Annotated in this window: 20 protein-coding genes, 8 tRNA genes and 1 riboswitch; of the genes, 22 read left to right on the forward strand and 6 right to left on the reverse strand. The window is 47.7% G+C overall.

Annotation, left to right across the window (positions count from 1 at the left end; all coding sequences use genetic code 11):
* Positions 1 to 18 precede the first annotated feature (18 nt).
* Positions 19 to 354: an AzlD domain-containing protein gene (locus ACKTSF_RS03585; protein WP_407886730.1), complete on the reverse strand. Its 336-nt coding sequence runs from the start codon at positions 352 to 354 to the stop codon at positions 19 to 21.
* Positions 345 to 1049 (reverse strand): AzlC family ABC transporter permease, encoded by a 705-nt coding sequence (locus ACKTSF_RS03590; RefSeq protein WP_407886732.1) that lies wholly within the window; start codon positions 1047 to 1049, stop codon positions 345 to 347. Before ACKTSF_RS03590 ends, ACKTSF_RS03585 begins: the two co-directional genes overlap by 10 nt.
* A 393-nt stretch (positions 1050 to 1442) precedes the next feature.
* Here ACKTSF_RS03590 and ACKTSF_RS03595 point away from each other — a divergent pair, with 393 nt between their 5' ends.
* Positions 1443 to 1682 carry a MerR family transcriptional regulator gene (locus tag ACKTSF_RS03595; RefSeq protein WP_407886734.1) on the forward strand — a complete coding sequence of 80 codons (240 nt, stop codon included), beginning with the start codon at positions 1443 to 1445 and terminating at the stop codon, positions 1680 to 1682.
* Between the two features lie 658 nt (positions 1683 to 2340).
* Here ACKTSF_RS03595 and ACKTSF_RS03600 read toward each other — a convergent pair.
* A complete protein-coding gene (locus tag ACKTSF_RS03600; RefSeq protein ID WP_407886736.1) occupies positions 2341 to 3066 on the reverse strand; it encodes a DUF4811 domain-containing protein in 726 nt (241 codons plus the stop codon).
* On the reverse strand, positions 3063 to 4553 hold the full coding sequence (locus ACKTSF_RS03605) for an MDR family MFS transporter (RefSeq protein WP_407886738.1): 1491 nt from the start codon (positions 4551 to 4553) through the stop codon (positions 3063 to 3065). Before ACKTSF_RS03605 ends, ACKTSF_RS03600 begins: the two co-directional genes overlap by 4 nt.
* A gap of 219 nt (positions 4554 to 4772) precedes the next feature.
* On the opposite strand from ACKTSF_RS03605, the gene ACKTSF_RS03610 reads away from it, so the two are divergent.
* A complete protein-coding gene (locus ACKTSF_RS03610) occupies positions 4773 to 5216 on the forward strand; it encodes a MerR family transcriptional regulator (protein ID WP_407886740.1) in 444 nt (147 codons plus the stop codon).
* 195 nt (positions 5217 to 5411) lie between these two features.
* On the opposite strand, the gene ACKTSF_RS03615 is transcribed toward ACKTSF_RS03610, so the two are convergent.
* Positions 5412 to 5579 (reverse strand): hypothetical protein, encoded by a 168-nt coding sequence (locus ACKTSF_RS03615; RefSeq protein WP_407886742.1) that lies wholly within the window; start codon positions 5577 to 5579, stop codon positions 5412 to 5414.
* 328 nt (positions 5580 to 5907) lie between these two features.
* On the opposite strand from ACKTSF_RS03615, the gene ACKTSF_RS03620 reads away from it, so the two are divergent.
* The 6 genes from ACKTSF_RS03620 to ACKTSF_RS03645 all read left to right on the forward strand — a co-directional run bounded on the left by ACKTSF_RS03620 (position 5908) and on the right by ACKTSF_RS03645 (position 10523).
* A complete protein-coding gene (locus ACKTSF_RS03620) occupies positions 5908 to 6471 on the forward strand; it encodes a GNAT family N-acetyltransferase (RefSeq protein WP_407886744.1) in 564 nt (187 codons plus the stop codon).
* Positions 6472 to 6646: 175 nt separating this feature from the next.
* Positions 6647 to 7546: a cation diffusion facilitator family transporter gene (locus tag ACKTSF_RS03625; RefSeq protein WP_407886746.1), complete on the forward strand. Its 900-nt coding sequence runs from the start codon at positions 6647 to 6649 to the stop codon at positions 7544 to 7546.
* A gap of 58 nt (positions 7547 to 7604) precedes the next feature.
* Positions 7605 to 8252, forward strand: coding sequence for a metal-dependent transcriptional regulator (locus ACKTSF_RS03630; RefSeq protein WP_407886748.1), 648 nt, complete (start codon positions 7605 to 7607; stop codon positions 8250 to 8252).
* A 274-nt stretch (positions 8253 to 8526) separates the two neighbouring features.
* A complete protein-coding gene (locus tag ACKTSF_RS03635; protein WP_407886749.1) occupies positions 8527 to 9282 on the forward strand; it encodes a threonine/serine exporter family protein in 756 nt (251 codons plus the stop codon).
* A 12-nt stretch (positions 9283 to 9294) separates the two neighbouring features.
* Positions 9295 to 9744 carry a threonine/serine exporter family protein gene (locus ACKTSF_RS03640; protein ID WP_020089845.1) on the forward strand — a complete coding sequence of 150 codons (450 nt, stop codon included), beginning with the start codon at positions 9295 to 9297 and terminating at the stop codon, positions 9742 to 9744.
* Positions 9745 to 9833: 89 nt separating this feature from the next.
* A complete protein-coding gene (locus ACKTSF_RS03645; protein ID WP_407886752.1) occupies positions 9834 to 10523 on the forward strand; it encodes a phosphatase PAP2 family protein in 690 nt (229 codons plus the stop codon).
* Positions 10524 to 10625: 102 nt separating this feature from the next.
* Here the strand turns inward: ACKTSF_RS03645 and ACKTSF_RS03650 are convergent, their stop codons facing one another.
* A complete protein-coding gene (locus ACKTSF_RS03650; RefSeq protein ID WP_407886754.1) occupies positions 10626 to 11414 on the reverse strand; it encodes a lp_1002 family arylesterase in 789 nt (262 codons plus the stop codon).
* 373 nt (positions 11415 to 11787) lie between these two features.
* Here ACKTSF_RS03650 and ACKTSF_RS03655 point away from each other — a divergent pair, with 373 nt between their 5' ends.
* The 14 genes from ACKTSF_RS03655 to ACKTSF_RS03720 all read left to right on the forward strand — a co-directional run bounded on the left by ACKTSF_RS03655 (position 11788) and on the right by ACKTSF_RS03720 (position 19065).
* Positions 11788 to 12336 (forward strand): GNAT family N-acetyltransferase, encoded by a 549-nt coding sequence (locus tag ACKTSF_RS03655; RefSeq protein WP_407886756.1) that lies wholly within the window; start codon positions 11788 to 11790, stop codon positions 12334 to 12336.
* A 56-nt stretch (positions 12337 to 12392) separates the two neighbouring features.
* Positions 12393 to 12575, forward strand: a riboswitch (Lysine riboswitch).
* Between the two features lie 118 nt (positions 12576 to 12693).
* A complete protein-coding gene (locus tag ACKTSF_RS03660) occupies positions 12694 to 14208 on the forward strand; it encodes an amino acid permease (protein WP_407886758.1) in 1515 nt (504 codons plus the stop codon).
* A gap of 239 nt (positions 14209 to 14447) precedes the next feature.
* Positions 14448 to 15080 carry a deoxynucleoside kinase gene (locus ACKTSF_RS03665; protein WP_407886760.1) on the forward strand — a complete coding sequence of 211 codons (633 nt, stop codon included), beginning with the start codon at positions 14448 to 14450 and terminating at the stop codon, positions 15078 to 15080.
* A 141-nt stretch (positions 15081 to 15221) separates the two neighbouring features.
* Entirely contained in the window at positions 15222 to 15365 is a 144-nt protein-coding gene (locus ACKTSF_RS03670; RefSeq protein ID WP_407886762.1) for a hypothetical protein, read from the forward strand.
* 248 nt (positions 15366 to 15613) lie between these two features.
* Complete coding sequence (gene serS, locus ACKTSF_RS03675; protein ID WP_407886764.1) at positions 15614 to 16885, forward strand: serine--tRNA ligase; 1272 nt, start codon at positions 15614 to 15616, stop codon at positions 16883 to 16885.
* Positions 16886 to 17447: 562 nt separating this feature from the next.
* Positions 17448 to 17520, forward strand: a tRNA-Val gene (locus ACKTSF_RS03680).
* 39 nt (positions 17521 to 17559) lie between these two features.
* A tRNA-Leu gene (locus ACKTSF_RS03685) sits at positions 17560 to 17641 on the forward strand.
* A gap of 37 nt (positions 17642 to 17678) precedes the next feature.
* A tRNA-Thr gene (locus ACKTSF_RS03690) sits at positions 17679 to 17751 on the forward strand.
* Between the two features lie 27 nt (positions 17752 to 17778).
* Positions 17779 to 17850: transfer RNA gene (locus ACKTSF_RS03695), tRNA-Gly, on the forward strand.
* Between the two features lie 11 nt (positions 17851 to 17861).
* Positions 17862 to 17947 (forward strand) — tRNA-Leu (locus tag ACKTSF_RS03700).
* 20 nt (positions 17948 to 17967) lie between these two features.
* Positions 17968 to 18041 (forward strand) — tRNA-Arg (locus tag ACKTSF_RS03705).
* Between the two features lie 34 nt (positions 18042 to 18075).
* A tRNA-Pro gene (locus tag ACKTSF_RS03710) sits at positions 18076 to 18149 on the forward strand.
* Between the two features lie 37 nt (positions 18150 to 18186).
* Positions 18187 to 18260: transfer RNA gene (locus tag ACKTSF_RS03715), tRNA-Pro, on the forward strand.
* Between the two features lie 337 nt (positions 18261 to 18597).
* Positions 18598 to 19065, forward strand: a complete 468-nt coding sequence (locus ACKTSF_RS03720; RefSeq protein ID WP_407886766.1) for a CtsR family transcriptional regulator — start codon at positions 18598 to 18600, stop codon at positions 19063 to 19065.
* The last annotated feature ends 5 nt before the right edge of the window (positions 19066 to 19070 follow it).

Consider the following 19070-nt stretch of genomic DNA (forward strand, 5'->3'; position numbering starts at 1 on the left):
CAAGTGATCTTAAAACAATTAGCTTCCAATTGAAAAGTAGCGAAGTACCGCCATGGCCATGATGCCCACGATGACAACCATTAGCAGACTCTTGGTCAATACTCCGGCAATCGTGGCTGGGATGGCAGCCAGACAATTTGCGACATTAAGCGTGGCAAGATGGCCAGGATTGGCAATAAACAGGCTCTGGCAACACAGGGCCGTCATGATTGTAATGGGAACAAACGTGAGAAAGTCGATTAACCAAGCCGGCATATTGACCTGTTTCACGAAGGCAAAGGGCAGCACCCGTGAGGCTACGGTAATGGCGCCGCATCCGAGAATCACCCACAGTTCGGTTAAGCTCATCGACATTTCTTCATCTCCATTCCAAAGAGGCAGCCGGCCACTGTTGCAACGAGCAGGGCAAAGTTCTGACTCATGAGGCCAATCATAAAGTAATAAATAATGGCAACAAAGATCATGACCATGAGTTGTAGGGACAAGCCCAAACGCCGGTCACTGATCAATTGGAGATAGACCAATCCAATGAACATGGCCGTCAGAGCGAAGTCGAAACCAAAGCGGGTTGGGTCGGCAATCATGCCCCCGAGCAGTGCCCCAACGATGGTCGCTACCCCCCAGACCAGATAGGCCACCAAGTTAGCCGCGGATTGCCAGGCAAAACTCAGCTTGCCACTGGTTTTATTCTGTTTGTTCATTGCCAACGCGAAGGTCTCATCAGTCACAAGCGTCCCAATCAAGAGATTTTTGAACAAGGACTCGTGCCGGAAATATTGAGCCAGACTGGTACTCATCAGAATCATTCGTGAATTGACCAGAAAGGTCGAGATGAAGATAGCAGATAGGGGATCGTGCAGCAGTAACATGCTGGTGATGATAAATTGTGCGGAACCGGCGTAAACGATAAAGGACATTCCGGCCACGACCAATAGACTCAGGTGACTGGTGTGCGCGACGATACCAAATGCTAATCCAACCCCAATGTAGCCAAAAACAGTCGGTAACACATCGCGGACGCCGGTCTTGAAGGTTAGTGAAGGACCCATAGACAGACTTCCTCTCATTGAAAATTAATCAAGTTAAAGTCCAGTTTATCGCTATCGTCCTTGAAGGTAAACCGGAAATCTAAACTATTTGTGTTAATTTGTGGAGAGCAGATGTGTTCTGGTATTTCAAGGTGGAAAAGGTATTACACTAAAGCAGTGAAATGGGGGATACCGTAAAAGTTATTGGAACCTAAAAATTAACTCAAATTCATCCCAACGAAAATGAACGAGAGGCTGATAAGACGCGGTTTATAGACGACTTGTTTGGCCTAGCCCATTCTGCAATTAAAATGTAAAATTTCTGTGAAAAATACTTCGCGTAAAAGGGTTGCTTTTTGCTGATGGCGGTTGTATGATACTCACATTGATAACGAAGAAAGCGGGGTAAAGATGATGAAGATGAACTTAACTGAACTGGCAAAGGCGGCTAATGTTGATGCTGGTCGGATCGATGAATACGTTAAGCATGGTTTGCTAGGGGCAGATCACTCTGCGACGGAATTCGATGATTCGGATCTCTACTGGATTGACATGATTCAGTGTTTTCAGGATAACGGGACGTCTTTAGATGACTTATCCGGGTTGTTACCACGATGCCGGAAGGGTCAATCTCGACTCATGCAAGTTCAGTAACGATAGTGTAAATGTAGTTCCAAAAAACGCCGTGCGGGTTAGCCGCAGGCGTTTTTTTGTTGGCAGCTGAAGGGTGTTGAAAGATCTAAAATACCTATTATGACTGTTGCAACAACGATAGTGAGACTAAAATGAGGCAGCGTCGTCGAAACCAGCCGGCTTACCGTTCGCCAAATTTAGGCTAGAACGCGGTGGGTAGGACGCCGTCAGCCTGAGAAGCGGTCTGCCAGTCCAGCGATTGTCACGGCAATGTCAGGTTAAAGAACAAATCATAACCGGAGGCGGCCAGAGATGGAGGTAGCTGTGACGACGGTGTTAGCTGGGAACCAGCTTACAGCGTGGGACGCGTTTGGAGACTGACGGGTTATGTCGGGCTTCAAACCGAGCCGAAGGACCGTTTCTCAGGCCGCAGGCGGTCCCCACAGCAGCCGGAATCTCTGGCAGCCGCAGGTGGCAATTTTGGCAATTTTCGACTAATTTTGTGGATTAAATCTCTATTAGCTGGCCTTTCTAGGTGTATTTAGACTTTCAATCTTCAGTTGGCAGATGGCTTTCATGGCAGATAGGATTTCCAGTAACCAGAGTAGGAGTAGTCTGAATATCAAAAAAAGGACGACCATTCCCGTGACGGGGGATGGTCGTCCTTAGACGTTACCGATTACTCAGCCTTAACTTGTTTGATCAGCTGTTGCATGGCCTTGGCTTGGTAAGTGGCCGTGGCTTGCGTGGTAACCTTCTTCTGTTCTGCTGCTGACATCGATGGATTCTTGGTCATCGCTGCCATGACTTGTTGCTTGACGTAGGCCGTAGCCGCCGTCTTTTGTTTGGCTTGGAAAGTCTTTGAGCTGGCTAATTTTTGTAACTTCTTAGCTTGAGTTGCACTCAGGACTGTCCAGTTTTTATTGACGTAAATGGTGTTGGTTTCCTTCACGTACTTGTGACCGTTACCGGAGAGGCCGAACCAGAAGCTATACATATCACTCTTGAACTCGCGATAAACCTTCTTGGTGACGATGCGATTGGCACCCGTCGTCCGTTTAACCACGTTCTTCGTCGTGACTTTAGCTTTGGTGTGACTGGTCTTCTTAGCGGTGGCACTGGTCTTGTAAACGTAGACCTGGTGCTTGTCCGCAGTCCCGATAGATTGGTAGATCATCATTGGGAGTTGCTTAGAAGGTGAAGCCGAGTAGATCTTTTGTGTTGATGTTGTGGTGACGTTGTGCAGGCCGTAGTGGTCATGATCATTCTTCACCATGAAGAAGAGGCTGGTCAGCATCCCAACGATAGCGAGAACGGTCAACGTATTTGCGAGGACCCGGTTGGTCATGTAGACGTAAAAGACGAAAGCGAGAACCGCACAGAGCACTAATGTAATGACAATCACTTTGCGGCACCTCCTTTAATAGAATCTTCATCCGCCATGTGAACGGAATGGGAACCCTTCAACAGGAATGCCACAAACAGTGCGATAACACTGAAGCCGATGGCAATCCAGAAGGCAGCGTGATACCCGTTCAAAGTGGCACTGATGGCACGTGAGGCGTAGCTCAGAGGGTCCGTCGTTAAGACGTGCTTAGCGGGCATACTGTTCTTGGTAACGTTGGTCAAGACACTGACCATGATGGCCGTTCCGACAGAACTGGCAACCTGCCGTTGCGTGTTGTTGACGGCAGTCCCGTGAGACAGCATATTCATTGGTAAGGCGTTCATCCCGGCAGTGGTTGCTGGCATCATAACCATAGCAATCCCGAACATCCGGATGGCGTAGAGGATGACAATGTAAAGCGTTGAGGTATCCTTGGTGATCCAGACAAAGGGTAAGGTCCCAACCGTGAGGAGGAACATCCCCATTGTAGCTAAACGCTTAGCACCAAAGCGGTCAAATGCCCGCCCAGTGATCGGACTCATAACCCCCATCATGAGGGCCCCTGCTAACAGCGTCAATCCGGAATGGAAGGCGGACATCCCTTTAACCATTTGAAGGTAGAGGGGAATGACCATTTCCACACCAATCATGGCCATGTTGACCACGGAGCTTAAGATGGCAGAAACTGTGAATTGCTTGGATTGGTAAACGCGGAAGTTCAAGAAGGGATCGTCCATGACGAGCTGACGCCAGACGAACAGTCCAACAAAGATGAATCCGATGATCAGAGTTGAGAGAACTTTGACACTCCCCCAACCATCATTACCAACAGAGGAGAAGCCGTATAGCATACTTCCGAAACCAATAGTAGAAAGAACTGCGGACAGCACGTCCAACGGTTCCTTGTGCGTTTCTAGCACGCTACGCATGAGCCAGAAGCTGGCTAAGATGACAAGGGCAACGATAGGAATGATCATCCCAAAGAGATCACGCCAGTTCAAGTTGTCGATAACCCACCCAGAAAGGGTTGGGCCAATGGCTGGTGCCAGACCAATAACGATCCCGGCAAGACCCATGGCCGTCCCACGCTTGTTAGCGGGGAAGATGGTGAGCATCATGGTCTGCAGTAATGGCATGGAGACACCCACACCAACGGCTTGAATCAGCCGACCGGCCAATAACATTGGAAAGTTAACGGCGGCCCAACAGGTGATGGTTCCGACTAAGAAAGTTGTCATGGCACTGATGTACAAAACCTTGGAGCTGATTGTGTTCAGCAACCAAGCACTGATTGGGATCATGATCCCGTTGACTAACAGAAATCCCGTGGTCAACCATTGGACAGTCGACGTGGAGACATCGAAGGCCTTCATTAAGGTTGGAAAGGCCGTACTTAAGATGGTTTGGTTTAAAACGGTACAAAACGTCCCAACTAACAGGAGCACAACCAGGAGGTTCCGGTTGTAGGGTTTGCCGTTTGTATCAAGCGATGCTGCATTTCCCAAAATAATTCCCTCTTTTTCCTAAAATTAATTCTGAAATCACTATACGCAGAATGAACTAATTTGTCAACTAGCTTGACAACCTTTTTAAAATATATATACTGATTGGAGAAAAGTGAACAAGCTTTTTAAATTACCTAACAAAATTGATGACCGCTTTCATTACGGTTAGACGGGCATTTATAAAAATTGAAATTTTTGGTGAAAGTGAGGAACCCTTCTATGGATGAAGACGAAACAAATTTAATTAAAAGATTTCCGATGGAACATATCGTGCTGGGAATTGGGGATGTTGCCGAAGCAACTGGCGTCTCGCAGAGTCAGCTCCGCTATTGGGAGCGCAAGGGCTATATTCGCAGCCAAGAGGTTGGGGACCGGAAAAATCGTAAGTTTAGTTATAAGACGCTGATGCAGGTCGAACAGATCAAGACACTTCAGGATCAAGGCCTCACGCTGGTCGCTGCGGTGAAGCAGGCACAGCGGCGTAAGGATCTGTTTGACGCGCTCAGATCCTTTGTGAATGGGCGGTTCTCTCATATTAGTATGAAGGATGATGGGGACATGCAGATCAACCTAGGCGAGTTCGAACCGGACCCGACTCAGGAGCTGATTGCGGACCGTGTTGATGGTCAGTGGCACTTTAAGCTGATTCCAGCGGTTAAATAGGGCGATTTCATTGTTAATCGCCTGTAACAATGGTAACCTGAAGACACGGGAGATTCTTCATGTCCCGGGCAGAAAAAAACTTTCGATACCAATCGATCTTCTGGCTGGATTGGTGGTCAATCATGTTGTTGACGTGTTGTGAAACCAGGCTAATAACCATGAGTAATAGCGCGTTTATCTCGCGCATGGACTACGTTAACCTAAGTTGACGTAAGCAATCGTGAAACCTAAACGACGTGTTTTTTGGAAAATTGAAACTGATTTTGATTTTTCGCTCGCCCGGAACGGCTTCCGTTGGCGGTCGGTCAAGTTTAGAAAGTTCTTGACCAGCCGCTTTTTTTGCGGCCATTTTTCTTTAGTCACAGTAGGACCCCTGACGATGGCGGCAGCGTGTCACCATCGTCAGGGGCCTCGTAATAGGTAATTTAAAAGCTGTTCGTTAGGTTGGCAGACGCTTCAGTCGCTAGACAGCAATCACGACCACAATAGGTGAGCTTAATCGTGAGAAATCTGTGAGAAAATGAAAGGAAAATGAAACTTGATTTTTCCCATGAAAGGCATCAGACGGGCGTTTTCATTTGTGCCATTTTGCACAGAAGAAAAAAGTTGGTCAAGACGGTTGTATTTCGTCGTCAGCGTGTTAATATAACAAAATCGCTTTAAACCAAAAACATGAAGGATGGTGTTATACATGCTGTTACGACAAGCTACTATGGTGGACTTACCACAAATTGAATCAATCATTCGTGATGGTCGTGAATTATTGGCGGCCCAAGAAATTGACCAATGGCAGGGGGCCTACCCCAGCACTTCAGTCTTAGTTGACGACATTCACCAAGGGTGGACGGTCGTGCTGGAAGAGAACAACGAAATTTTGGGGACTGCCGCAATTATTCCGGGAGAGGACCCGACGTACAAACAGATTGAGGGTCAGTGGCTGACCAAACAGGCGCCTTACTTGGCGATTCATCGTGTAGCAGTATCCAGCCACCATCATGGGCGGGGGCTTGCTGGCGAATTGTTCAACCGGCTCTTTGAACAGATTGACCAAGCTGCGGACATCGAAAGTATCCGCATTGATACGCACCCTCAAAATATGGCAATGCAACATGTTATCAAAAAGAATGGATTCACCGAGACCGGAACGATTGATCTCGCGGCCGTTGATATGCCTGGGACAAAGGATTTTGCTTATGAACGGGTCACGGCTAACGTTAAGCCAGAACACGTGCTACACACCGTGACAACGAAGTAACTTTGTGACCGGTGGTTTCGCTAAATATAAATTGTATATAATAGTAGGATTGGTTCCGCTTTCACTGGGGATCGATCCTATTTTTGTGTCAAAGTCAGGTTTGCCGAAAACTACCTTTTCATTCTCCCTAAACTCTGCGATAATAGGGAGTAGTTGCTTATGGGGGCGGTGTACGTTGGAGAAGAGTAGTTTGTCGGGTGGCCGGTTCTTTCTGGTAACCGTGTTAAATGTTGTGATTACGATCTTTGAGTTCGTAGGTGGTCTGTTATCAGGCAGTCTTTCGTTGCTCTCGGATGCTTTTCACAACTTTGGCGACGCGCTTTCCATCGTGTTAAGCTACGCGGCTCATAAGATCGGGGGTCGACAACAGACACGTACCAACACGTATGGGTATCGGCGTGCTGAAATTTTGGCGGCATTGTTGAACGCCCTAGTGTTGGTGGTCGTCTGTGTCATTCTGGCAGTCGAGGCAGTTCAGCGACTCTTCCATCCTGAGCACGTGCAGGGGACAGTGATGCTCTTGGTTGCGGTCGTCAGTTTTGTGGCGAATCTCTTGTCCACGGTTCTTTTGAATCGGGGGGCTAAACACAATTTAAACGTTCGAGCGACTTATTTACATTTACTGAGCGATGCATTGGCTTCGGTTGGTGTGATTGTCGGGGCCGTGATGATTACCGTGTGGCACGTAAACTGGGTCGATCCGGTCATTACGATTTTGGTAGGCATTTATATTGCCATTGAGTCTTGGCCAATCGTGAAGCAAACCTTGGGTATTCTGATGGAAGCTTCACCAAGCCTCAATTATGAAGCAATTGCGGAAGATATTGAGCAGTTGCCGGAAGTTGAGGGGGTCCATCACCTGCATGCATGGCAGATCGACGAGAACAATATCGTTTTTTCCGTGCATGTTAATATGGATGATCTTCCACTGGCGGAGATCGAGCCGATTTATCGGCAGATTGAAACCTTGCTGTGTCGGAAGTATAATGTGAATCATGTGACGATTCAGGCGGAGTGCCATCGGGGAGAGCATGAGGCCTTGTTTTACGATCAAAATGATTGGCGGCATGAGTAAGCACGTCTCTAATCATGTTGTCGTGTTAGGAACATAATCTATGATGAGGTGAACAGTGATGACTCCGATGAAGGAGGATTATTTAAAAATTATTTTTGAGCTGGGTGGCAAGCAAAAGAAGGTTTCCAACAAACAAATTGCTATCAGCTTGAATATTGCTGCCGGATCCGTGACTGAAATGGTCAATAAGATGACGGCAGAGGGCTTGGCTGAACACACGCCCTACGCGGGGATTTCCCTGACTAACCGTGGTATTCGATTGGCCGAGGATTTGGTTCGTAAGCACCGAATCTGGGAAGTCTTTCTCGTGGAAAAATTGGACTATGATCTGCCCGACGTTCATGCGGAGGCCGAAGTGCTGGAACACGTGACGAGTCCGAAATTAGTCAATTCATTGGACGATATGCTGGGCCACCCCACGCATTGTCCCCACGGTGGGGTTATTCCGGATCGGTTTGGCCACTACCATGAAGATAGTCACATGGTCTTAAACGATGCTAAGGATGGCTCGGTTGTGACGGTGGATCGGTTCATCGATAACCGGGACCTGTTGACATATCTGGGTGATTTAAAGCTGGATATTGGTGACCAACTGCGGATTGTCAAGCACGATCCTTTCGAGGGTCCCGTGACCGTTCAGAACTTAACGGATGATGCCGAATTGATCGTGAGTTACAAGGCGTCCCACTATGTTTTCATTAAGTAACTTAGGCACTGTTGTCATTGGTTGATCTGCAGTGCGATGACAAAACGTTTCTGGAATTAAATAAATTATAATTGACCGGAACAATCAGCATCTGCTGGTTGTTCTTTTTTAGGTGTTGCCGGTCCTCTTCACGATAGAAGTCGTGGTAAGCACAGGTGCCTGTGGTGTGAGCAATCAGTCAAATTCTAAAGTATTTTCGTTATCCGGTAAGTTAGTGGTGTCAGACCCGTAGCGACTGTCGTATAATAAGTGAAAACCAGCGGGAGGGACAGAGATGAGTAGCCAGAATAAACGGGATCAATTAATTTTACATACAGCATTAACCGCTGGTCGCATCATGATTGAAAATGGATCGGAAGTTGAGCGCGTCGAGGATACCATGGACCGTATCGCGCACAATGCGGGCGCCAAAACCAGTCAACTTTTCGTGATGATCACGGGGATCTTGATGGCGATCAATGGAGAGGTCGGCGCGCAAATCGAGCCAGTCAAGCGGCGAACGTTTGACTTGGAGAAGATCTCCGTGGTCAACGATCTGTCACGACAGTTTGCGGCGCATAAGATTACCCTACAGGAGTTTTCTAATCGATTGGACCGCTTGGACAAGTCGACAAAGTACTTTCCGTTCTGGCTCCAGCTGCTATCGGCTGCTATGGTCAGTGGTCCGTTGGAAGTCGTTTTCCGGCATAATCTTCCCGATTTCTGGATTACCTGTGTGGTGGGCGCACTAGGGTGGCTGGTTTTCTATCTACTTAATAAATTCATTCAGATTCGATTTCTGTCGGAATTTGCGGCAGCAGCCACGATTGGCGTGCTGGCTATCTGGTCAGTCCACTTAGGACTGGGGAATAGCGTGGATGACATTATCATTGGGAGCGTTATGCCGCTGGTGCCGGGAGTACCAATCACTAACTCCGTGCGGGACATTCTGGCAGGTAACTTAGTCAGTGGTCCAGCTCGGGGTGTGGAGGCTTTGGTCAGTGCAGCTGCAATTGGCTTTGGCATTGCCATGGTCTTACAATTTCTTTAGGGAGGGTACCAGATGTCTTTGACTGAATTTTTGATTGAGGTCGCCGGTAATTACGTCGCGACCATCGGCTTTGGTATCCTACTAAACATTCCCCGTCGCGCGTTGAATTTTGCGGGCTGGATTGGGGTATTGGGCTATTTTGTATATAAATTTATCGTGATCTGGGGTGGCGGCTACGTCGTTGGTAATATGATGGGAGCAGTCGTCATTGGCGTGGCCTCGCTGCAGGCTGCTCGTATCAAGAAGATGCCGATGATTCTCTTCAACATCCCAGCATTGGTCCCATTGGTGCCCGGTGGTCAGGCCTACCAGATGATTAAGTACTTTGCGTTGGGGGAAAATTCCACGGCGTTTGTTTTCCTGATTCAGGTCGTCATGATTTCCGGGGCCATTGCCTTTGGTTTTTTGCTGTCGGAACTGGTCAACCGGGTCCAGCAACGTGTCTGGCGGCATCGGCGATAACCTTAAGGAAATCTGATAATCTTAAGGCACCTCTAGAAATCTAGCGGTGGGGTGGTATACTCATTGCTAGGGGTTTCCCAGAATCGGGTATGACGAAAGGAATTTTAATCATGATGTTATTTAATCGAGATCGGGATCGGCCGTGGAAGTTTACGTTGACCACGGTACTTTTCCTGGTGGTGGCTTACTTTGTGAAAGCCCAGAACGCCTTCGTGGACTTCTTGGATTCGTCAATTATTGACGTGATCCAGAAGAACCAGCCAGGATGGAAGACGTTGCTGTACAGGGGAGTGACTAGCCTAGCAGAACCGAAATTAGCTATTATATGGGTCCTAATCCTCGCATTCTTACTGTGGGGCTTCAAGTTCAAGATTCCAGCGCTCTGGTGTTTAGCAACCTTAGCTGGTGGGGATGTGATCGCCGCTTTGGTGAAGAAGATCATTGCGCGTCCCCGGCCATCGACACATTTGGCCATCGACAACGGCTTTAGTTTTCCTAGTGGACACGTCTTTGGCACATTCCTGATCATTGCGATGATTTGGGTTGTGCTCCTGCCGATGATTGCGCACGCCTGGAAGGCATGGTTGCTCCGAATCATCCTGATTATTTGGATGGCGTTAGTCATGATCTCACGGGTTTACTTAAACGCCCATTTCCCAACAGATACCATTGGGTCAATCCTGCTGGCTTACCTGTGGTTACAATTGGCAGAGGGCCTCTATATTCGGTTTGCGCCGATGATGAAAAATTGGCCGCTACTCAAGAAATCCGAAATTTAAGGGTATGAAAGAAGCGTTGCGGATAAGGTCCGGATCGCAAACAAAAAAGACAGTTACGGAAATGCCACCTGACATTTCCGTAACTGTCTTTTCATTTGAATTCTAATTTAAGTCGTTCAACCATTCGTTGGCTAGATCCATCCAGTGTGCGACATGGGGGAGATCGGTTCCTGCCTTCCAAGCTGTGACGTGATTAGCAAGAGCTAAGCCATGAGGGCCGTGGTGGAAGATGTGCAGATCTGTATCCACATGATGAGCCAGGGAAGCCTGTGCGTAACTCAAGGTATTCTGAACGGGGACTAGCGGATCAGCGGCCGTAGCCCAGATGAAGGTGGGTGCATTCCGGTCATTGACTAGCTCATCGGCGGCAATACTGTCAACATTGTCGCTCCAGCTTGCCAGCACTTGGTCATCAGTCGGAAAGCCCAATTTGGGAGAGATGACGGGATACCCGAGAATCACGGCGTTAGGCTTGGCTTGCTCTGGCTGGATTCCAGCGAGGGCATTGATCTTGGTATCGTGCCAGAGGTCGTTGAAGAGGGCAACAATGTGGCCACCCACGGAGAAACCAGCGACATTGATGCGATTGGCATCAACGCGCCAGTCGACAGCGTGTTGACGAATCGTGGCGACACTTTGAGCAAGCTCAACGATCGGTGCGGGCAGCAAAGGATTCTTTTCGCCCGTGAAGCTGTAGCGTAGGAAGAAGGCTTGGAAGCCACGGGCGGACCAGGCTAGTGCCAAGTCCTCCGCCTGTTGTTCGGGGATGTGGGTGTAAGAGCCACCAGGAACAATGATCATGGCTGGGTAGGCCGCATTGCCACCTTCACGTAGGTAGCCCTGTAAATAAGCCGCGGTGTCAGGGGCAAGCGACTGGGTAATAATCTTCATTGCAAATCCTCCTTGAATTAATGAATCATGTTAAGATAAAAGCTAAAAGGTCGATGGCTGTTATGATATATAGCTATGACCGTCGATTGTGCCAGCTTAGATTCCGCCTGTTGTGGCGAACACTTTCAGTCAAAGAATGGCTTCTACGACCGTTGACGACATCCTGACTATTTCCGGTTAAAATAATTGTCGGCCATATGATGTTGGCTGAATGCCAAAGCATCTTAACCTCGAGCTTGGCGGTGGGATGTTGTTAATCGGTCGCGGCTAGTTGGCATCTGTGGTACGGCCAACGGTCTTGCCACAAGCTAAGGTGAAGACTAAGTATATTGTAACGCATTTCGGCAAAAATTAATGAAAGGGAGTTGTGCGATTGACAGCAATTTTAAAGACACAACGGCTGGACTTGCGACCGCTGACGGACAGTGATTATCCGGCCTACAAACGACTGGTGACCAATCCCGTGATTGCGCAGCCCGTGGGACTTTCACCGCAGCCAGATGACCAACAAGTTCGTCGGTGGTATCGCGCAGATCGGAACAGTGCGCGGTCCTACGCAATTATTCTGCATCAGACCAATCAGCTCATTGGCACGGTTATCTTTTATGAGTGGTTCGCGGATAACGGTCTCCCTGATGAGACGAGCTTAGAGTTGGGATACTTCTTGTCACCAGATTACTGGGGCAGGGGGCTCATGACTGAGGCCTTAACAGCGTGTTTTAAGGATCTGAACCGTGCGGAATCGCCGGTTAAATCAGTCTGGGCAAACTGTCTGGTAAGTAACGATCGATCCTGCCAATTATTAGAAAAATTATGTTTCCAAACAATCGGTGACCAATTGATGGGCGTGACCGGTGGTGGACAAACGTTGCAACGGCAAGCTTTGTTTCGTCTAAACCTGAATGATTCTCCAAATAATTGATACTAATCTAAATTTAATCTTGCAATTTTCAAAATTCATGAGTATACTTCAATGTATCGAATAGAAGAGGCGCAATCAACATGAGTCGCTTCCCTCAGGTGGGTATCACCGATGAGGGGAAGCCAAAGGGGCGATTGCCGAAATTCTCACGTGACTACCTAGCGTGAGGGTTGGGTTCTGGTTTAATAGATCAGGGACTGTCGCAGTCAAATATTAGGCTGCGGGGCGCTTTCAACGATATTGACTTGGAATTATGAACTTTCCAATCTCTTTCGCGGGCTTTTATTGCGAAGGAGATTTTTTCGTTCACTGGGTCGTTTCGAGGAAGTCCTTCTAAATTAAGAAGGAGGAAACATTATGGAACAAAGCATGACAAACGCAACAACCAGCGAGGCTTCTGATCAAGTTAAGCGGGGACTCAAGACGCGACACGTTTCAATGATCGCGTTAGGTGGCTGTATCGGGACAGGATTATTCGTTGCAAGTGGATCGGCCATCTCAACTGCCGGGCCTGGTGGTGCATTGGTTGCCTATGTTGCCATGGGCCTGATGGTTTACTTCCTGATGACGAGTTTAGGTGAAATGGCCACGAACATGCCGATTTCTGGATCGTTCGCCGCTTATTCTGCCAAGTACGTTGATCCAGCTTTAGGGTTTGCGATGGGCTGGAACTACTGGTTCAACTGGGCCATTACGGTTGCCGTTGATATTTCTACCGCTGCTTTGGTCATGAAGTTCTGGTTACCCGGCGTTCCGGGGTGGATTTGGAGTGCCATTGCGTTATTCCTTGTTGTGACGATCAACGCATTCTCCGTCCAGGCTTTTGGTGAAACGGAGTTCTGGATGTCTCTGATCAAGGTTGTCACGATCTTTATCTTCTTGGCCGTTGGGTTAATGACTATCGTGGGTATCATGGGTGGTCACGCAACCGGTTTGGAAAACTTTACTTACAAGAAGGCACCATTCGTTGGCGGTTTCCCAGCCATTCTGAGTGTGTTCGTGGTTGCCGGGTTCTCCTTCCAAGGTACTGAATTAGTGGGTATCACGGCCGGTGAATCTGAAGACCCTTCACACAGTGTCCCTAAGGCGATTAACTCAGTGTTCTGGCGGATTATTTTATTCTATATTTTAGCTATCTTTGTGATTGCCGCTGTCTTACCATACACGAGTCATGATCTGTTAGGTTCTTCCGCAAGTGACATTGCGATCAGTCCGTTTACGTTAGTCTTCCGACGTGCCGGTTTGGCTGCCGCTGCCAGTGTGATGAACGCGGTTATCTTAACGGCTGTTATTTCTGCCGCTAACTCCGGGATGTATGCGTCAACGCGGATGTTGTTCTCCCTTTCCAAGGAAGGCTACGCACCTAAGTTGTTCGAAAAGACCGGGAAGAATGGGATTCCTTACCCCGCTCTGATTGCGACGACCGTCATCGCTGCTTTGACCTTCATCAGTAGTATTGCGGGTCCTCAAATCTACATGTGGTTAGTTGCCGCTAGTGGGTTGACCGGATTCATCGCTTGGTTTGGGATTGCGTTATCTCATTTACGGTTCCGTCGGGCTTTCACCTTACAAGGTCACAAGCTGTCTGAACTGAAGTACCATGCAAAGTGGTTCCCATTAGGCCCAATTCTGGCCTTGGTATTATGTATCGCCGTTATTGTGGGTCAAGATCCACAATCCTTCTTCACGGGTAACTGGGAACAAGTTCTGGTTACTTACATGAGTGTGCCACTGGTCTTAGTTCTTTACTTTGGCTACAAGCTCAAGAAGCATACCAAGTTGATTCCACTGAAGGATGTCGATGTCTCCCCAGTCCATCGTGATGGGACGTTAAAGGAAGACGCTGCGGCGCGTGAAGCTTCAAACGATTAATCTGAAATTGTGTGGCAATTTTCACTTAAATAAAAAACTTTTGACGACGATTGGTTCGAGTGAATCCCGACCAGTCGCCGTTTTGTGTCTGACGAGGGGACAGAACGCTTGAATCGCTCAAAAGTAATTTTCCACGATATATTGTCTTTTGACGATAGGGTTGGTACAATATGTAGTGTTGAAATTTAATCCGGATGAAAACGATTTCCGGTATGCGCGTAAATCAAAGGAGAGATAGCATGCTTGTACTATCAGGAACAATTGGGGCCGGCAAGACGAGTCTAACGAACTTATTAGCCGAACACTTACAAAAACCAGCTTTTTATGAATCGGTGGACGATAATAAGATTCTGCCACTGTTTTACCAGAACCCGCAAAAGTATGCTTTCTTATTGCAAATCTACTTTTTAAACAAACGAATGGACAGCATCAAGGCTGCCAACGCTGACGATGAAAGTGTTCTGGATCGTTCGATCTTCGAAGATTCTTTACTCTTTCACTTGAACGCTGACCTTGGTCGCGCAACTAGCACGGAAGTCGACATTTACGATTCCTTACTGGCCAACATGATGCAAGAATTGCCAGACGCTGTACACAAGAAGAACCCCGACTTATTGATTCACATCAACATTTCCTTTGAAACGATGTTGGAACGGATCAAGAAGCGTGGTCGTTCTTACGAACAAATTGATCACGACCCTAGCCTGTTCGAATACTATAAGGAACTCGACCAACGCTACGTGAACTGGTACAACAATTATGACAAGTCGCCGAAGATGCAAATTGACGGTGACAAGCTGGACTTCGTTGAAGACCCAGCAGCTCGTCAAGAAGTGCTTCACCTGATCGACGAAAAGATTGCTGCACTTTAGGCTTAATTTGAGTAAACCATGGTAAATGGTTGAGAGCACTGACTTCGGTTGGTGCTCTTTTTTTCGCAACTTAAGGTGGACAACCGTGGTATACGTTCACACCCAGTACAGTTTCTGCGAAGCACTAGGCTATCGGCGACTTTGCCTAAGATCACCGGCTTACCGATCGTCAAATTTAGGCGGGATGTATTGGAGCGGTTCGCGGGGATGCGTTGGGACGATTCATGGGTGGTGGCAAAGGAGAATTTCCCGATTGTCATTGCGGTCGAAATGCGGTATGATTAGCGTAATCAAAAACACGAGGTGCCTATCCAGTAGACGGCCAGAGAAGCGGGGAAAGCTGCAAACCGCAACGTCGAACATTCCAGCACTAACTAAAGTGGGCGGGTAATGCCGCACGGTGCAGACCGTTATCATGTTCAAGGGTATGACTGAAGATTACAGTCATGAACTTGGGTGGTACCGCGAAGGTCTTCGTCCCATGTGACGGAGGCCTTTTTTGTATCATCCGGAAAACTGAAGGGAGTAAGCAGATGTTAGATTTAAAATTGATTCGCCAAGAACCCGACTTTATTAAAGAAAAGTTAGCAACCCGGGGCGTTGATCCCGCTGATATCGATGATCTACTGGGATTAGATGCGCAACGTCGAGAATTGATTGTCAAGAGTGAAACCATGAAGGCACAACGGAACACGGTGTCCGATGAGATTTCACAACTCAAACGGAACAAAGAAGACGCCAATGACAAGATTACCGAAATGCGTCAGGTTAGTGCGGATATCAAGAAGATCGATGCCGACCTTGATACGTTGAAGGCTCAAGTCCACGATGCAGCTGCTCACTTACCAAATATTCCTAACGACAACGTGCCAGTTGGCTTGACGGAAGATGGTAGTGTGGAGATTCGTAAGTGGGGCGAAAAGCCTAACTTGGATTTCAAGCCAAAGGCCCACTACGAATTGGGTGAAGACTTGGGTATCCTGGACTTTGAAGCGGGAGCCAAGGTTTCTGGAAGTCGTTACCTCTATTACTTGGGATTAGGTGCACGTCTGGAACGAGCCGTTTACAACTTCTTCCTCGATGAGAACACCAAGGCTGGCTTTAAGGAAGTCTTACCCCCTTACATCGTGAACGATGATTCCATGTACGGGACCGGGCAATTCCCTAAGTTTAAGGCAGACGTCTACCAATTGCGGGACGAAGATATGACCCTGATTCCAACGGCCGAAGTGCCCTTAGTCAACTACTACCGTGACGAAGTGATTCCTGAAGAGGATCTGCCAGTTTGGTTCACCGCCTTGACCCCAGCCTTTCGTTCTGAAGCTGGGAGTGCCGGCCGTGATACCCGTGGGCTGATTCGTCTTCACCAATTTAACAAGGTTGAAATGGTGAAGTTCTGTAAGCCAGAAAACTCATGGGATGAACTGGAAGCCTTGACGAAGCACGCTGAGAGCCTCTTACAGCAACTGGGCTTGGCTTACCATGTGATTACCCTGACGACGAGCGACATGAGCTTTACGGCCGCTATGACTCATGATTTGGAAGTCTGGTTCCCAGAGCAAAACACGTACCGGGAAATCTCCAGCTGCTCCAACACGACGGATTTCCAAGCACGGCGGGCACACATCCAATATCGTGACGACAACGGCAAGCTTCAATATGTCCACGCTTTGAATGGTTCTGGCTTGGCCGTTGGTCGGGCAGTTGCTGCGATTATGGAAAACTACCAAAACGCTGATGGTTCGATTACGGTTCCGGACGTCTTGGTGCCTTATATGGGTGGCGTGACACGGATCACGAAATAAGGTTTTAAGATCGTTAGGGCCTGGTGATTGTGGCACGGCATGCAAGTTAAATACGCCAATATGAATAAGTAGTCAGTGCCTGCGGGTGCTGTGTGGGGGCACCTAATGGTGAAGTTTGCCATATAGGTGTCCTTTTAGTTAGTCCGAAAGATGGTCAGAAAATGCTGTGAGCTAGGGTTATCTAACGATAGAACCATGACCTGGTTATAAAATGAATAATTATTTTACGTATTTTTGCAATTTCTTATTGACGTAGGGTAGGGAGTTCGTATAAAATAGTTTCTGTTGGTTAATTCATAGCCGCTGTGTTGAAGGCACAGGGAGCCGAATTGACTGCGACTTTCAGAAATAAGCGTTTTGAATTTTTTGCAATAAAATGCAAAAAAGACTGGCTTTTTCTTCTCAGGTACGCTAAAATATTACTTGTTGTTGAGCGGCTAGTTATTCAGCTAACGAATATTTATTCAAAATATTTCAAAAAGGTTGTTGACAAGCTTCGCTGAACATGGTAAATTATAATAGTTGTTTCGAGTGAGAAACAGTTCTTGCTTCGGAAGTTTATGGAGGATTAGCTCAGTTGGGAGAGCGTCTGCCTTACAAGCAGAGGGTCACAGGTTCGAGCCCTGTATCCTCCATCAGGAACACAAGTTCCTAGGCGTTAGTTCGCCAACGTTGCAGGTGTGGCGGAACTGGCAGACGCGCTAGATTTAGGTTCTAGTGTCTTATGACGTGGGGGTTCGAGTCCCTTCACCTGCATTAACCGAATATTGCAAAATATTTTAAAAAATATTTTGCCGACTTAGCTCAGTTGGCAGAGCATCTCACTAGTAATGAGGAGGTCGGAGGTTCGAATCCTCTAGTCGGCATGGCACCATTAATATAATAGCCAATTTGCGGAAGTAGTTCAGTGGTAGAACATCACCTTGCCATGGTGGGGGTCGCGGGTTCGAATCCCGTCTTCCGCTTTTGCCCTTTTGCCGGGGTGGCGGAATTGGCAGACGCACAGGACTTAAAATCCTGCGGTCAGTGATGACCGTACCGGTTCGATCCCGGTCCTCGGCATTTAATTGAATAATAATTATGCACCCATAGCGCAATTGGATAGAGTGTCTGACTACGAATCAGAAGGTTGTAGGTTCGACTCCTACTGGGTGCATTTTTGTTGCTTATAAGTAATTGTAGGCAATTTTCGGGAAGTAGCTCAGCTTGGTAGAGCACCTGGTTTGGGACCAGGGGGTCGCAGGTTCGAATCCTGTCTTCCCGATTTGACTGACAAGATTAGTGGGTCAGTGAGCCTTTCTCGGGAAGTAGCTCAGCTTGGTAGAGCACCACGTTCGGGACGTGGGGGTCGCAAGTTCAAATCTTGTCTTCCCGATTTTTTTATCCCGATTACATATAATAAAAGCGACGGCGGTTTCCATACAGATTGTTTGGAGACTGGCCGTTTTTTTGTTACCATAGATTACTAAGTGCTGTTGGCTGTTAATCTGAAAAAAATGCGTTACGATTATCAAGTGAACGTAGCGATGGTCATCTGGAATGACAGAAGGCGGAAGGGCTACGTGGTTGTGGGCCAAGAGTTGAGGCCCTATCGTTGGTAAGAAAATAAAACTTCTCAGCGATAAACGGTCTAATCCGTTGCAATTTCACTGGAATTTCGTATAATATTAGTCAACATTAGTCAAGAACACTGGACTGAAGGGGGGACGATAATGGAGAATCAGAATATTTCGGATATTATTGAGTCTTACCTGAAGCAGATTTTGGCTGAATCCCAGCAGGTGGAGATCCGCAGAGCGGAAATTGCCAATCAGTTTAACGTTGTGCCGTCCCAGATCAATTACGTCATTAAGACGCGTTTCACGATTCAGGATGGCTACGTGGTTCAGAGTAAGCGGGGCGGTGGCGGCTATATTCGCATCGAAAAGGTCAAGTTATTAGATAACCTCGACTTTATCGACTCGCTAGTCACGGCCGTTGGTGATCAGATTTCTCGGCACGATAGTTTATCGGTCGTGCGGAGCCTGTTCGAAGCTGGGGCCATCAACCGTAGTGAAGCGAATATCATCTTGGCAGCAATCAATAAGGATGCCATTAACACGGGTGACCGAGATGCTGATGAGCAGATTCGTGCGCAGATTTTAATTTCAATTTTGAACCATCTACGATATGAGAGTTAAGAAAG

The sequence above is a fragment of the Levilactobacillus muriae genome (assembly GCF_045862015.1).
GTDB classification, from domain to species: Bacteria; Bacillota; Bacilli; order Lactobacillales; family Lactobacillaceae; genus Levilactobacillus; species Levilactobacillus muriae.